15 protein-coding genes and 1 pseudogene are annotated in these 14,520 nt (G+C 67.3%); 12 read left to right on the forward strand and 4 right to left on the reverse strand.

All coding sequences use genetic code 11. The features are described 5' to 3' along the window. Window positions 1-18: 18 nt before the first annotated feature. Window positions 19-753 carry an alpha/beta fold hydrolase gene (locus FHW83_RS17860; protein WP_176647698.1) on the forward strand — a complete coding sequence of 245 codons (735 nt, stop codon included), beginning with the start codon at window positions 19-21 and terminating at the stop codon, window positions 751-753. A 1-nt stretch (window position 754) separates the two neighbouring features. Here the strand turns inward: FHW83_RS17860 and FHW83_RS17865 are convergent. From FHW83_RS17865 to FHW83_RS17875, 3 genes and pseudogenes are all read right to left on the reverse strand, one after another. Continuing rightward, a pseudogene (locus FHW83_RS17865) lies at window positions 755-1,801 on the reverse strand (YncE family protein); the annotation flags it as partial. Continuing rightward, on the reverse strand, window positions 1,798-2,202 hold the full coding sequence (locus FHW83_RS17870; protein ID WP_176647699.1) for a DUF305 domain-containing protein: 405 nt from the start codon (window positions 2,200-2,202) through the stop codon (window positions 1,798-1,800). The pseudogene FHW83_RS17865 and the gene FHW83_RS17870, both read right to left, overlap by 4 nt. Before the next feature lie 4 nt (window positions 2,203-2,206). Continuing rightward, a complete protein-coding gene (locus FHW83_RS17875) occupies window positions 2,207-2,533 on the reverse strand; it encodes a CzcE family metal-binding protein (protein WP_176647700.1) in 327 nt (108 codons plus the stop codon). A gap of 127 nt (window positions 2,534-2,660) precedes the next feature. Between FHW83_RS17875 and FHW83_RS17880 the strand changes: the two genes are divergently transcribed. From FHW83_RS17880 to FHW83_RS17905, 6 genes are all read left to right on the forward strand, one after another. Beyond that, a complete protein-coding gene (locus FHW83_RS17880) occupies window positions 2,661-3,332 on the forward strand; it encodes a heavy metal response regulator transcription factor (protein WP_176647701.1) in 672 nt (223 codons plus the stop codon). Further along, window positions 3,329-4,720, forward strand: a complete 1,392-nt coding sequence (locus FHW83_RS17885; RefSeq protein WP_176647702.1) for a heavy metal sensor histidine kinase — start codon at window positions 3,329-3,331, stop codon at window positions 4,718-4,720. Before FHW83_RS17880 ends, FHW83_RS17885 begins: the two co-directional genes overlap by 4 nt. Window positions 4,721-4,796: 76 nt before the next feature. Continuing rightward, window positions 4,797-5,252 carry a VOC family protein gene (locus FHW83_RS17890; RefSeq protein WP_176647703.1) on the forward strand — a complete coding sequence of 152 codons (456 nt, stop codon included), beginning with the start codon at window positions 4,797-4,799 and terminating at the stop codon, window positions 5,250-5,252. Between the two features lie 10 nt (window positions 5,253-5,262). Continuing rightward, entirely contained in the window at window positions 5,263-5,676 is a 414-nt protein-coding gene (locus FHW83_RS17895; RefSeq protein WP_176647704.1) for a YciI family protein, read from the forward strand. Between the two features lie 37 nt (window positions 5,677-5,713). After that, window positions 5,714-6,526: a YciI family protein gene (locus tag FHW83_RS17900; protein ID WP_176647705.1), complete on the forward strand. Its 813-nt coding sequence runs from the start codon at window positions 5,714-5,716 to the stop codon at window positions 6,524-6,526. 31 nt (window positions 6,527-6,557) lie between these two features. Then, the gene (locus FHW83_RS17905) at window positions 6,558-7,814 is read left to right on the forward strand and encodes an RNA polymerase sigma factor (RefSeq protein WP_176647882.1); all 1,257 of its coding nucleotides are present in this window, start codon (window positions 6,558-6,560) and stop codon (window positions 7,812-7,814) included. A gap of 64 nt (window positions 7,815-7,878) precedes the next feature. Here the strand turns inward: FHW83_RS17905 and FHW83_RS17910 are convergent, their stop codons facing one another. Next, window positions 7,879-8,385, reverse strand: coding sequence for a GAF domain-containing protein (locus tag FHW83_RS17910; RefSeq protein ID WP_304506227.1), 507 nt, complete (start codon window positions 8,383-8,385; stop codon window positions 7,879-7,881). 117 nt (window positions 8,386-8,502) lie between these two features. Here FHW83_RS17910 and FHW83_RS17915 point away from each other — a divergent pair, with 117 nt between their 5' ends. The 5 genes from FHW83_RS17915 to pdeM all read left to right on the forward strand — a co-directional run bounded on the left by FHW83_RS17915 (window position 8,503) and on the right by pdeM (window position 14,462). After that, on the forward strand, window positions 8,503-8,682 hold the full coding sequence (locus FHW83_RS17915) for a hypothetical protein (RefSeq protein ID WP_176647706.1): 180 nt from the start codon (window positions 8,503-8,505) through the stop codon (window positions 8,680-8,682). A 72-nt stretch (window positions 8,683-8,754) separates the two neighbouring features. Next, window positions 8,755-9,780 carry a ligase-associated DNA damage response exonuclease gene (locus tag FHW83_RS17920; RefSeq protein ID WP_176647707.1) on the forward strand — a complete coding sequence of 342 codons (1,026 nt, stop codon included), beginning with the start codon at window positions 8,755-8,757 and terminating at the stop codon, window positions 9,778-9,780. Beyond that, window positions 9,773-11,392: an ATP-dependent DNA ligase gene (locus FHW83_RS17925; protein ID WP_176647708.1), complete on the forward strand. Its 1,620-nt coding sequence runs from the start codon at window positions 9,773-9,775 to the stop codon at window positions 11,390-11,392. The genes FHW83_RS17920 and FHW83_RS17925 overlap by 8 nt, the downstream gene beginning before the upstream one ends. Continuing rightward, a complete protein-coding gene (locus tag FHW83_RS17930; protein ID WP_176647709.1) occupies window positions 11,389-13,821 on the forward strand; it encodes a ligase-associated DNA damage response DEXH box helicase in 2,433 nt (810 codons plus the stop codon). The genes FHW83_RS17925 and FHW83_RS17930 overlap by 4 nt, the downstream gene beginning before the upstream one ends. After that, window positions 13,818-14,462, forward strand: coding sequence for a ligase-associated DNA damage response endonuclease PdeM (pdeM, locus tag FHW83_RS17935; RefSeq protein WP_176647710.1), 645 nt, complete (start codon window positions 13,818-13,820; stop codon window positions 14,460-14,462). The genes FHW83_RS17930 and pdeM overlap by 4 nt, the downstream gene beginning before the upstream one ends. The last annotated feature ends 58 nt before the right edge of the window (window positions 14,463-14,520 follow it).

The raw sequence follows: 14,520 nt of genomic DNA on the forward strand, positions 1-14,520 counted from the left end.
ACCCACAAGGAAATCACCATGAAAAAGCTGTTACTTGCCGGCGCCTTCGCCGCCCTGTTTTCCGGCGCGGCGTCGGCCGCGGTCGACAATATCGTATTAGTACATGGAGCGTATGCCGATGGCTCCTGCTGGAATGAAGTGATCGCGCTTCTCCAAAAGGCAGGGAAGCATGTGACCTCGGTGCAGAATCCATTGACGTCGCTGGCGGACGACGCCGAAGCCACGCGCCGCGTGCTGGCCTTGCAGGATGGCCCGACCGTGCTGGTGGGCCATTCGTGGGCCGGCACCGTCATCAGCGAGACCGGCGGCGATCCCAAGGTGAAGGCGCTGGTGTACGTGGCGGCGCGCGCGCCGGATGCCGGCGAGGATTACGGCGCGCTGGCGGCCCGTTTCCCGGCGCCGCCGGCCAGCGCGGGCCTGGTCAAGTCGGCCGATGGCTTCGCGCAGCTGAGCGAGGAGGCGTTTGTGCGCGACTTCGCCGGCGATCTCGATCCGGCCCGCGCGCGGGTGCTGTATGCCGGGCAGGGACGCATTTCGCAAACCCTGTTCGGCAGCCGCACCACGCAGGCCGCGTGGAAGCTCAAGCCGACCTATTACGCGGTATCGGCCAATGACCGCACGACATCGCCGGATCTGGAGCGCTTCCTGGCCAGGCGCATGGGCGCCAGGACCATCGAGCTGCAATCGAGCCACGTCTCGATGATCTCGCACGCCCGCGAGATTGCCGACCTTATTTTGGAAGCGGCGAAGTAGGCACGGCGGCGCCGAGGTTGGAACGGTCCTCCGCCGACGGCGCCACGTTGGACAGATAGACCAGCGCTTGCGGCGCCATGCCGCCGGCGACGGTGGCGACGATCCGGTTGGTGGCGGTGTCGATGACCTGGATGCCGTCGCCGTTCTCCAGCCCGATGTAGACGCGGGTGTTGTCGTCCGAGGCCCAGGCGCCGTGCGGCAGGGCGCCGGTGGCGATGGTCGCCAGCAGCTTGGGTTGCTTGCCGGTGCTGTACACCTTGACCAGGTTCTCGCCGCCCACGGTCACATAGGCGCGCACCTCGCCGCCCACCTTGGCGAACGCCAGGTGGTTGGTAATCAGACCGGTGTCGATGACGCCGGTGACCTCCAGTGTGGCGGTGCTGATGCGCGTGACCTTGCCGACGTCCTTGTGCGTCATCCAGATCTCGCTGAAGTCCGGCGTGAATTGCAGGAACGGCGAGAACGGGCTGACTACGTCGATGCGCTTGACGACGGTGTGGGAGGCGACGTCGATGATGTCCACCACCGGGGTAAAGCTGGACACCACGAATGCCAGCTTGCCGTTCGGATGGAACTGCACCATGCCCGGACCGACGTCGGTCTGGATGCGCCGCGTCTCCGTGAACGTGAGCGGATCGATGACCGAGATGTAGTCCTGCCCGCGCACCACCACCCAGACTTCCTTGCCATCGGCGGTAAAGAAACCCTCGTGCGGCGAACGGCCGATGTAGGTCTTGCCTTTGACCTTGTTGGTGGCGGTGTCGATGAAGGTCACCGAGTTGGAGCCGTTGGATATGGCTATCAGCGTCTTGTGGTCGGGCGAGAAGCCCAGGCCGTGGACGTTGATCTCACCGCGATACAGCGGCGACAGCACGTCCGGCCGGGCGTTCCCCAGCTTGATCTGGCCGAGCAGGGTGTTGGTGGCCGGGCTGAAGACGGAGACGGTGTTGGTGTTCTGGTCAGCGGTATAAACGCGGTCCAGCGGCGAAGAGGCGGCGAAAGCCTGGGCGCACAGCAGCGCGCCCGCGGCAAAGGCGAATGATTTCATTTGGTGGGTTCCTTGTGGTTTTGCAGCCAGGCCTGCATGACTTTGATCTCGATCTGCTGCTCGGCGATGATGCCCAGCGCCAGATTGCGGATTTCCGGGTCCTGGGTGGATAGCAGCACGGCTTTAGCCATATCGACGGCGCCCTGGTGATGGGGCATCATCATGGTGACGAAGTCGTGATCGGGATTGCCGTTCATGGGCGCCTGGCGCATGCCGGCGTCCATCACGTTCATGGCGTCGTCCATCAGGGCGCTGAACGGCTTGGCGCTGCTGGCGACGAAGGTGGGCGGTGTGGCGGGCGCGGAGTCCGCGCCGCCGTGGTGGTGCTGGTGTTCCTGCGCGTGTGCGCCTGCCGCGATCAGCGGCAGGACGGCGAGGCAGGCAGCGATGGCGGCCCGCACCGGATCAGCCCCGGTACAGCGGGTTGCTGGCGACGTACACCGTGACCATGCCGGCGTTGATGCCTGCCGGGGCGATTTTTGCCAGGTCGAAGGCCTGTTCGCTGTGCAGCGTGTCAAAATGCCAGGTGAAGGATTTGCCGTCGATCTCGAAGGTGACGGTGTCGCCGTTGTCGACGTTGACCCATTTGGTGTCGGCCTTGATGACGATGTGGCGGTCGGCGTTGGCGGGTGCCGCCGCCATGCCGAATTGCGGATTCGGATTGACCGAGGCGTGGGCGGCGCCGGCGGCCAGGGTTGCGGCGATGATGGTGATGCGCAGTGCTTTGAACATGATGCTTCCTTTCGTGGTGGAGTGAAGATGTGGCCAGTCTAAGGAGCGGGCACTGACAGGAAGATGACGCCCAAATGACAGATTTGTAATCCCGGCGGCACGGCAAAAAGCCGACAATGAACACATCATGAAAATACTGATTGTTGAAGACGAACCGAAAGCAGGCGACTATCTGGTCAAAGGCCTGCAGGAATCCGGCTACGTGGCGGACCTGGCGCGCAATGGCGTCGACGGCCTGGCGCTGGCGCAGGAACACGACTATGACCTGATCGTGCTGGACGTGATGCTGCCGCAAATGGACGGCTGGACCGTGCTGGCGCGCCTGCGCGAGCGCAAGGAAACCCCGGTGCTGTTCCTGACCGCGCGCGACGACGTGGCCGACCGCGTCAAGGGCCTGGAGCTGGGCGCCGACGATTACCTGGTCAAGCCGTTCGCCTTCGCCGAGTTGCTGGCGCGGGTCAAGACGCTGCTGCGGCGCGGCCCGGTGCGCGAGGCCGACATCATCCGCGTGGCCGACCTGGAAATCGACGTGCTGCGCCGGCGCGTCACGCGCGGCGCCGACCGCATCGACCTCACCGCCAAGGAATTCGCGCTGCTGCACCTGCTGGCCAAGCGCCAGGGCGAGGTTCTGTCGCGCACCCAGATCGCCTCCATGGTGTGGGACATGAATTTCGATTCCGACACCAATGTGGTGGACGTGGCGATCCGCCGCCTGCGCGCCAAGGTGGACGACCCCTATTCCCTGAAACTGGTGCAGACGGTGCGCGGCATGGGCTATCTGCTGGAGCCACGGCCGTGAGCTGGCGGCGCGGCCGGCCGCTGTCGCTGACGCTGCGTGTGGCGCTGCTGCTGGCGGCCGTGAGCGTGGCCAGTTTCCTGGCGGTCGGTGCCTATCTGTATCACACGCTGCAACGGCAGATGAGCAGCCGCGACGACGTGGAGCTGATCGTCAAGGCCGACCAGGTGCGCCACCTGATCGCCGGCATGCCTTCGGCGGAAGCGGTACGCCGTGAGGCGCATGCGTTGAAGGATACGCTGTACGGCCATAACGATTTCATGTTGCGGGTGAACGCGGCCGATGGCAAGCCGCTGCTGCAAACCGCGGTGACCTCGCGCCCCTTGCCGCAAGTGGACAGCGTGCCGGCCCAGCGCGCGCTGACGCTGGACGACATTCACGACTGGCAGCCGGCCAGCGGCGTCGGCCGCATGGTGCGCGCCACCGGCCAGGCCGGCGCCGATCCGGTACAGGTCACGCTGGCGCGCGAGCGCTCCGACCGGCTGCAGGTGTTGCGCGTCTACGCCGGCGACCTGTTGCTGGCGCTGGGCGGCGGCGCGCTGCTGGCGACGCTGCTGGGTTATGTGATCGTTCATCGCAGCATGCGGCAATTGCGTTCGGTGGTGGCCAAGGCCAACGACATCAGCACCAGCCGCATGAACACCCGGCTGTCGGTGCAGGATGCGCCGGTGGAGCTGCGTGAGCTGGGCGCGGCCTTCAACGCCATGCTGAACCGGCTGGAGGACGGCGTGCAGCGCCTGTCCGGCTTCGCCGCCGATCTGGCGCACGACATGCGCACGCCGCTCAATACGCTGATGATGGAGACGCAGGTGGCGCTGTCGCGCGCGCGCACGGTGGAGGAATACCAGGCGCTGCTGGCCTCCAACTTCGAGGAATACGAGCGGCTGTCGCGCATGATCGACAACACGCTGTTCCTGGCCAGGGTCGACAATGCCCAGCTGGCGCTGAAGCGCGAACCGCTGGACCTGCAGGCCGAGCTGCAGCGCATCCACGATTATTTCGAGTTCCTGGCCGACGATGCCGGCGTGCGCCTGGGCGTGGAGGCCGAGCCGCTGCGGGCCAGCATCGATCCGGTGCTGCTGCAGCGCGCCGTCAGCAACCTGATGGCGAACGCCCTGGCGCACACGCCGGCCGGCGGCGCGGTCACGCTGTCGGCGCGCCAAGGGGAGGAGGGCGTCGAGATTGCCGTGGCCAACAGCGGCCCCGGCATCGATCCGGCGCACCTGCCGCATATCTTCGACCGCTACTACCGCGCCGACCAGGCCCGCTCCGCCGGCGCCGGGCTCGGGCTGTCCATCGTGCGCGCCATCATGGAGTTGCATGGAGGTAACATCTCCGTGGCCAGCCAGCCGGGCTTGACGACTTTTTCGCTACGCTTCAAAAAAATTTGAAAAACCGTGTCGATTTCTGAGGTGCTGCTTCGTCGTAGGTATAGAGTTACCTGTTCAACCTACGAAGGAGACCATCATGGACAATCAATTGCACACCGTCACTCCCCACCTGGTATGCGAAGGCGCCGCCGACGCCATCGAGTTCTACAAAAAAGCCTTTAACGCGGTCGAAATCATGCGCATGCCGGGTGAAAACGGCCGCCTGATGCATGCCGCCATCAAGATCGGCGATTCCACCATCATGCTGGCCGACGACTTCCCGCAGTACGGCGGCCTGGGGCCGAAGGCGCTGAAGGGCAGCCCGGTCACGCTGCACCTGTCATCGCCGGACGTGGACGCGGCCTTCAAGCAGGCGGTGGACGCCGGCGCCACCGTGCGCATGCCACCGGCCGACATGTTCTGGGGCGACCGCTACGGCCAGGTGACCGATCCGTTCGGGCATCACTGGTCGATCGCCACCCACATCAAGGACATGACGCCGGAAGAAATGATGGCCGCCATGAAGGAACAGATGCCCAGCGATTGCCAATAAGGAGAATCCCATGCGATTCATGGTCATTGTGAAAGCCACCGCCGACTCCGAGGCCGGCAAGATGCCCAGCACGGAGTTGCTGACGGCTATGGGCAAGTTCAACGAGGAACTGGTCAACGCCGGCGTGCTGCTGGCCGGCGAGGGCCTGCATCCCAGTTCCCGGGGGGCGCGCATCCGCTACGACGGCGCCAGCCGCACCGTGATCGACGGTCCGTTCGCCGAGACCAAGGAGTTGATCGCCGGCTTCTGGCTGATCCAGGTGAAGTCGAAGGAGGAGGCCATCGAGTGGATGAAGCGTTGCCCGAATCCGTTCGACACGCCGTCGGAAATCGAAATCCGCCAGGTGTTCGAGCTGAGCGACTTCGGCGACGCCGTCACGCCGGAACTGGCGGCGCAGGAGGAGTCCCTGCGGGCCCGCTTGTGATACCTTATCGGCTGAGACCAGTCTGGAGCACGATGTAATGGAATTCATGGTACTGCGCCGCGCCAATCAGAGCACGGAACGAGGCATACAACCCCCGGCGCTGGAGCCGGGCACCTTCCTGCGCCCCAGCGCGCAGGCGGTGCGGCTGCTGCGCCGCGACGGCGAATGGAGCGAGGTGCGCGGCCCGTTCCCGCCCAAGGAGCTGGTGGCCGGCTTCGTGCTGCTGGAGGCCGAGTCGCGCGCCGACATCATCGAGCAGGTGCGCTGGTGGCCCCTGTTCGACAGCGGCGCGGTCTATGAAATCCGCGACGCGGGCTGCCCCGGCAATTGCGTCGGCTTCGACGAGCGCGGCACGGCCGCCGGCACCATCCCGCGGCGCAAGGAGGAATTGACGCGCTACGTGGTGTTCCTGCGCTCGGACGCCGACAGCGAGGCGGACGCGGTGCCGCCGCCGGAAGTGATCGACGTCATGAACGCCACCAACGAGCAGGGCGTGCAACAGGGCGTGCTGCTGGCCGGCGAGGGCCTGAAGGGCACGGCCAACGCGGCGCGCGTGCATTACGCCAACTCCAGGACCACGGTGGTGGACGGCCCGTTCACCGAGGTGAAGGAACTGATCGCCGGCTACTGGATGCTGCAGGCGGCCTCGATGGAGGAGGCGATCGCCTGGGCCAAGTCCTATCCCTATCCGCAGCCGGGCGACATCACGCTGGAGGTGCGCGAGGCGTGCGAGCGCGTGTCGCACACCGAGTTCACGCCGGAGATGGTGGCGGCCGAGGCGCGCATGCGCGCCGAACTGCTGGAAGCCGGCTTGCGCAACGCCTTCAGCAAAGCGGCCCGTGGCGGCTGAGGTCCACAAAATCGTCGAGGCGGTGTGGCGGATGGAGTCCGCCAGGATCATCGCCGTGCTGGCGCGCATGTTGCGCGACGTCGGCCAGGCCGAGGAACTGGCGCAGGACGCGCTGGTGCAGGCGCTGGAGCGCTGGCCCGAGACCGGCGTGCCGGAGCAGCCGGCCGCCTGGCTCACCACGGTGGCAAAGAACCGCGCGCTCGACGCGCTGCGCCACCGCCAGATGCACGCCGAGAAGGAGGCGGCGATCAGCTACGAGATCGACAACCAGCTGCGGGACGCCGCGCCCGACCTGGAGGCCGAGGTGGCCAACGCGCTGGAAAACGACATCGGCGACGACCTGCTGCGGCTGGTGTTCGTGGCCTGCCACCCGGTGCTGCCCACCGATGGCCGCGTCGCGCTGACCCTGCGCATGCTGGGCGGCCTGAGCACCGATGAAATCGCCCGCGCCTTCCTGGTGCCGGAGAAAACCGTGGCGCAGCGCATCGTGCGCGCCAAGCGCACGCTGGCGGAGGCCAAGGTGCCGTTCGAGGCGCCGCGCGCACACGAGCTGGGCGAGCGGCTGGCCTCGGTGCTGCAAGTGATCTATCTGGTTTACAACGAGGGCTATTCGGCCAGCGCCGGCGCCGACTGGATGCGGCCGGCCCTGTGCGAGGAAGCGCTGCGGCTGGGGCGCATCCTGGCCGGGCTGCAGCCGAATGAACCGGAGGTGCATGGGCTGGTGGCGCTGATGGAAATCCAGTCCTCGCGCGCCCGGGCCCGCGTCGGGCCGAAGGGCGAGCCCATCCTGCTGCTGGAGCAGGACCGCACGCGCTGGGACCAGTTGCTGATACGGCGGGGGCTGGCCGCGCTGGCGCGCGCCGAGCAAACCTCGCGCGGCTTCGGCCCCTACGCGCTGCAGGCCGCCATCGCCGCCTGTCATGCGCGCGCGCGCCGCGCGGAGGACACCGACTGGCAGCGCATCGCCGCGCTGTACGACGCGTTGTCGCAACTGTCGCCGTCACCGATAGTGGAATTGAACCGCGCCGTGGCGCTGTCCATGGCCTACGGCCCGCAGGCGGGGCTGGAAGTGGTGGATGGGTTGCTGGCGGCGCCGGCCCTGAAGAACTACCATCTGCTGCCCAGCGTGCGCGGCGACCTGCTCGCCAAGCTGGGCCGCAACGACGAAGCGCGCGTCGAATTCCAGCGCGCCGCCGAACTGACGCACAACGAACGCGAACGCCAGCTGCTGCTGGCGCGCGCCCACTCCGGGGTCAGGTCCTCCATTTCTACACGGCCCCAGCCGTAGCTCTTGCTACGGCTGGGGCCGTGTAGAAATGGAGGACCTGACCCCGGATGGGACGCCGGAGGATTTATGCCAGCGTGGCTTCTAGCACCTTGACCAGCGATTCGATGCCGGCCGCGTCGGTCTGGTCGAAGCGGTTCGGCAGCGGGCTGTCAAGGTCGAACACGCCGACGATGGTCCCATCCGCGCCGCGCACCGGCACCACCAGCTCCGAACGCGAGTTGACGTCGCAGGCGATGTGGCCGGGGAAGGCGTGCACGTCCGGCACGACGATGGACTTGCCCTCCACCACGGTGGTGCCGCATACGCCGCGCCCCTTCTTGATGCGGATGCAGGCCGGCTTGCCCTGGAACGGCCCCAGCACCAGTTCATCGCCCTTGAGGAAATAGAAGCCGGCCCAGTTCAGGCCCGGCATGCTGTTGAACACCAGCGAACTGAAGTTGGCGGTGTTGGCGATCAGGTCGGTTTCGCCGTGGACCAGGCCCTGCAGTTGCGGGCGCAGATCGTCGTACATGGCGTTTTTGGCATCGGCGCTGTCGGTGCCGTAGGTGGTGTCGCTGAGGGTGAAAGTCATGATCGGAATGCGGTTGTAAAAAACAGGGCTATATCCTACCCCATTTGTAAGCGGTATCTGATGGCGCTCGTGCTTTTGAGGGGCTACGCTGGTGAGAAAAACCCGTGGGGAGTCACTATGTCAACCAGAAAAAAGAACACCGACCCAGCGTGTGACAAGCACCCCAAGGCGCTCCCGCCGCCGCCCGGCGCCCTCGACATCGAAGCCCTGCTCATGATCGGCGAGGAACGCGTGATCATCGACCATGAGGAAAATGACAACGTTGACTTCATGGCGGAGGTGATCGACAGCCTGTAGCTCGGTGCGTTGCCTGACAGACGACGCCGTGGCCACGCGGCATAATCGCTTATCTTTGTTCGAAAGCCGTTTATGTCCGCAGATATGGTGATCGTGCGCCGGGAGGGCTTGTATTGCGTGCCCGGGCAGTTTTACATCGACCCGTGGCGACCCGTGGAGCGCGCCGTCATCACGCACGCGCACGGCGACCACGCGCGCGGCGGCCACCAGCACTACCTCGCCGCCGCCGCCGGCGTGCATGTGCTGAAGTCGCGCTTGGGGCCGGTCAACATCACCGGGCTGGCGTATGGCGAGCGGGTGCTGCACAACGGCGTGACGGTGTCGCTGCATCCGGCCGGCCATGTGCTGGGCTCGGCGCAAGTGCGCATGGAATATCGCGGCGAGGTGTGGGTGGCGTCCGGCGACTACAAGGTGGAGGCCGACAGCACCTGCGCGCCGTTCGAGCCGGTGCGTTGCGACACCTTCATCACCGAATCGACCTTCGGGCTGCCGATTTACCGCTGGCGGCCGCAACAGGAAATCTACGACGAGATCAACGCCTGGTGGGCCGCCAACGCGGCGCAGGAGCGCACCAGCGTGCTGCTTGGCTATAGCTTCGGCAAGGCGCAGCGCATCCTGAGCGGACTCGATAGAGGCATCGGTCCGATCGTCTGCCACGGCGCGGTGCAGGGCCTGAACCAGGTGTACCGCGATAGCGGCGTGTGGCTGCCGCCCACCGTGATGGTGGGGGAGGTCGCCAAGAGCGAGCTGAGCCGCTCGCTGGTGCTGGCGCCGCCATCGGCCGGCGGCTCGCCCTGGATCAAGCGCTTTGGCGATTTCAGCGATGGCTTCGCCAGCGGCTGGATGCAGTTGCGCGGCGCGCGCCGGCGGCGCGGCGTGGATCGCGGCTTCGTGCTGTCCGACCATGCGGACTGGCCGGGGCTGCTGCAGGCGATTGCCGCCACCGGCGCCCAGCGCGTGATCGTCACGCACGGCTCGATCGCCGTGCTGGTGCGCTGGCTGCGGCAACAGGGCTTGCAGGCGAGCGGCTTCGACACCGAATACGGCGACGACGAGGCCGAGGACGCGGCGCCCGCCGCGGAGGACGGCCATGCGTGACTTCGCCCTCCTGTACGCCGAGCTGGACGAGACCACCGCCACCAGCCGCAAGCTGGCCGCGCTGCAAACCTATTTCACCACCGCCGCGCCGCAGGACGCCGCCTGGGCCGTCTACTTCCTGGCCGGCGGCAAGCCGCGACAGGCGGTGCCGACCAAGCTGCTGCGCCAATACGCCATGGAGTACGCCAACCTCGACGAATGGCTGTTCGACGAGTGCTACCACGCCGTCGGCGACCTGGCCGAAACCATCGCCCACATCCTGCCGCCGCCCAAGCATCCCAGCGAAATCGGCCTGGCCGACTGGATCGAGCTGGGCATCGCGCCCTTGCGCGGCGCCGCGCCGGAGGCCGTGCGCGCGGCCTTGTTCACCTACTGGGACCAGCTCGACACCCGCGAACGCTTCCTGCTCACCAAGCTGATCGGCGGCGGCTTCCGCGTCGGCGTGTCGCGCCTGCTGGTGACGCGCGCGCTGAGCGCCGTGGCCGGCCTCGATGGCAAGCTGATCGCGCAACGCCTGATGGGCTGGACCGACGGCAGCATCAGTCCCACCGCCGCCGGCTTCCTGCAACTGATCGCCGCGCACACGCCGCAGGAGCAGGCGCAGCGCGGCGGCCAGCCGTATCCCTTCTTCCTGGCCCACCAGCTGGAGCGCGATCCGGCCACGCTGGGCGAGCTGTCGCAATGGCAGGCCGAATGGAAATACGACGGCATGCGCGCCCAGCTGGTGCGGCGGGAGGGCAAGAACTGGCTGTGGTCGCGCGGCGAGGAATTGATCACCGAGCGCTTCCCGGAACTGGCCGTGCTGCGCCTGCCGGATGGCGTGGTGCTCGATGGTGAAATCCTGATCTGGCATGGCGGCACGGCGCCGGCGCCATTCGCCGACCTGCAGAAACGCATGGGCCGCAAGCAGGTTTCGGCGCGCGTGCTGGGCGAGTTCCCGGCCGTGATGGTGGCCTACGATCTGCTGGAGCTGGATGGCCGCGACCTGCGCGACCTGCCGCAGGCCGAGCGGCGCATGCTGCTGGAGCAATTGATCGGCAGCCTGCAAGGCGCGCCGCAACTGCGTCTGGCGCCGCTGATCGAGGCGGACAGCTGGGAGCATCTGGCGCGCATCCGCGAGGAATCGCGCGAGCGCGGTGTGGAAGGCATGATGTTGAAAGCCGTCGACGCCCGCTACGGCGTCGGCCGCACCAAGAGCGTGGGCACGTGGTGGAAATGGAAGATCGATCCCTACAGCGTGGACGCGGTGCTGATCTACGCGCAGGCGGGCCACGGCCGCCGCGCCTCGCTGTACACCGACTACACGTTTGCCGTGTGGGACGAGGAGCGCAAGCTGGTGCCGTTCGCCAAGGCGTATTCCGGCCTGACCGACGCCGAGATCGCGCAGGTCGACCAGGCCATCCGCAAGACCACCATCGAGAAGTTCGGCCCGGTGCGCAGCGTTACGCCGAGCATGGTGTTTGAAATCGGCTTTGAAGGCATCGCCAGCTCGCCGCGCCACAAGTCCGGCGTGGCGGTGCGCTTCCCGCGCATCCTGCGCCGGCGCGAGGATAAAACGATCGAGGAAGCCGACACGCTGGCTTCGCTGAAGAACCTGCTGGCCGCCCCATGAACGCGGACGCCTGGTTTGCCGAGCGCGGCTGGACCGTCTTCCCGTTCCAGCGCGCCGTGTGGGAAGCCGCCGCCGCCGGCCGCTCGGGCCTGCTGCACGCCACCACCGGCGCCGGCAAGACCTACGCCGTCTGGTTCGCCGCCCTGCGGCGTGTGGCCGCTCTGCGCGCGGCTGGCGGACGTCAACCCGCCGGTCTGCGCGTGCTGTGGATCACGCCCATGCGCGCGCTGGCGGCCGACACGCTGCGCGCCTTGCAGGAAGCCGCGCCCGACTGGCAGGTCGAGGCCCGCACCGGCGACACCAGCTCGGCCCAGCGCGCGCGCCAGAACAAGCGCTTGCCGGACGCCTTGATCACCACGCCCGAAAGCCTGACGCTGCTGCTCAGCCATCCCGACGCGGCCGAGCGTTTCAAGCATCTGGCGATGATCGTCATCGACGAATGGCACGAGCTGATGGGCAACAAGCGCGGCGTGCAGACCCAGTTGGCGCTGGCGCGCTTGCGGCGCTGGAATCCGGCGCTGCTGGTGTGGGGCTTGTCGGCCACGCTGGGCAATCTTGAGCGCGCGCGCGACGTGCTGGCGCCGGATGGCGTGATCGTGGAGGGGCACGTCGCCAAGCAACTGGTGATCGACACGCTGATACCGGAAAACCCTTCGCGCTTCCCCTGGGGAGGGCACCTCGGCGTGCAGATGCTGCTGCCGGTGATCGCAGAAATCGAGCGGCATGCCACCACGCTGGTGTTCACCAATACGCGTTCGCAGGCGGAGCTGTGGTATCAGCATCTGCTCGATGCCCGCCCGGACTGGGCCGGGCTGATCGCGCTGCACCACGGCTCGCTGGACAAGGAGGTGCGCGAGTGGGTGGAGCAGGGCCTCAAGCAGGGGCAGTTGAAAGCCGTGGTGTGCACTTCCAGCCTGGATCTCGGCGTGGACTTCCTGCCGGTGGAGCGCGTGCTGCAGATCGGCAGCGCCAAGGGCATCGCGCGCCTGCTGCAGCGGGCCGGCCGCAGCGGACACGCGCCGGGCCGGGTGTCGCGCCTGACGCTGGTGCCGACGCAGAGCCTGGAGCTGCTGGAGGCGGCCGGCGCCATCCAGGCCGTCGCCGCGCGCGATATCGAGGCGCGGCCGGTGCCGGACAAGCCGCTGGACGTGCTGGTGCAGCATCTGGTGACGATGGCGCTGGGCGGTGGCTTCCGCTCGGCGGAGCTGCTGGCGGAAGTGCGCGGCGCCTGGTCTTACCGCAACCTGACGGACGAGGAATGGCAATGGGCGCTGGACTTCGTCGCGCGTGGCGGGCAGACGCTGGTGGCCTATCCGGAATACCGGCGCGTGCTGCCGGACGAGGAGGGCGTCTACCGCGTGCCGGACGCGGCGCTGGGGCGGCGGCACCGCATGGGCATCGGCACCATCGTGTCGGATTCGTCGCTGCAGGTGAAGTATGTGAGCGGCGGCCGGTTGGGCAGCGTGGAGGAGTCGTTCATCGCGCGGTTGCGCAAGGGCGATCATTTCCTGTTTGCCGGCCGCATCCTGGAATTCGTCCGGCTGCATGAGATGACGGCCTATGTGCGCCGCGCCACCGGCGCGCGCGGCGCGGTGCCGCGCTGGCAGGGCGGCCGCATGCCGATGTCGTCCGAACTCGCGCACGCGGCGCTGGCGCAGTTGCAACGGGCGGAGGATGGCCGCTACGACGGGCCGGAAATGCGGGCGCTCAAGCCGCTGCTGGAGATACAGCAGCGCTGGTCGTCGCTGCCGACCGGCGAAGTCACGGTGGTCGAAACCATTCACAGCCGCGAAGGCCGCCACCTGTTCATGTTTCCGTTCGCGGGCCGTTCGGTGCACGTGGGGCTGGGCGCGTTGCTGGCCTACCGCGTGGGCCGCATGATGCCGGTGACGTTCTCCATCGCCATCAATGATTACGGTCTGGAGCTGCTGTGCGCGCAGGAACTCGATTGGGGCGGGTTGCTGAACGTGGCGCATGGCGCCGACGCGAGCTTGTTCAGCACGGAACATCTGCTGGAGGATGTGCTGGCCAGCCTGAACGCCAGCGAGATGTCGCAGCGGCGCTTTCGCGAGATCGCCCGCATTGCCGGATTGGTGTTCCAGGGCTATCCGGGGCAGGGCAAGAGCGCGCGTCAGTTGCAGGCGTCGTCTTCGCTGTTCTTCGCCGTGTTCAGCAAGCATGACGCCGGCAACCTGTTGCTGACGCAGGCGCAGCGCGAGGTGCTGGAGCAGGAACTGGAGCTGGGCCGCCTGCGCGCCACGCTGCTGGCGTTGCAGTCGCGCAGGGTGGCCTTCCATCCGATCAAGCGCGCCACACCATTCGGCTTCGCGCTGATGGTGGAGCGCTTCCGCGAAAAACTCAGCACCGAAAAATTGTCGGACCGCGTGGCGCGTCTGGTGCGCGAACTGGAAAAGGCGGCCGGGCCATGAAGCTGCACGTCGCCGGCGAGGAACTCCTGCTGCTGCCGCAGAAGGCCGTGTACTGGCCGCGCGAGCGGACGCTGGTGGTGGCCGACATCCACTTCGGCAAGGCGGCCTCGTTCCGCGCGCTGGGTGTGCCGGTGCCGGCCGGCACCACCAGCGCCAACCTGCTGGCGCTGGACGACTTGCTGGCGCGGCACGCGGCGCGCGAGATCCTGTTCCTGGGCGACTTCCTGCACGCCAGGGCGGCGCACGCGCCGTCCACGCTGGCGGCGATGCTGGCGTGGCGCCGGCGCCATCCGTCGTTGCGGCTGACCGTGGTGCGCGGCAATCATGACGCGCATGCCGGCGACCCGCCGCCGCAGCTGGAGATCGCCATGGTCGACGAGCCGTACCCGCTGGGGCCGTTCGCGTTTTGCCATCACCCCGATGTGCTGTCGGCGGCGTATGTCATGGCCGGCCACGTGCACCCCGTGTACCGGCTGCGCGCCGGGTGGGAATCCGTGCTGCTGCCATGCTTCCTGATGTCGCCGCAACGGCTGGTGCTGCCATCGTTCGGCGCCTTCACTGGCGGCCATCCGGTGCGGCCCGGGCCGGGGGAACGCGTGTTCGTCAGCAGCGGTGAGGCGGTATTGGAAATCCCCTTATAAAGTCTCCGGAATCTTCCTACATCAGTTGCTGGGCGTGTCCTACATCGTGTGCTTGTGC

The organism is Duganella sp. SG902 (genome assembly GCF_013376005.1).
Lineage (GTDB): Bacteria > Pseudomonadota > Gammaproteobacteria > Burkholderiales > Burkholderiaceae_D > Rugamonas.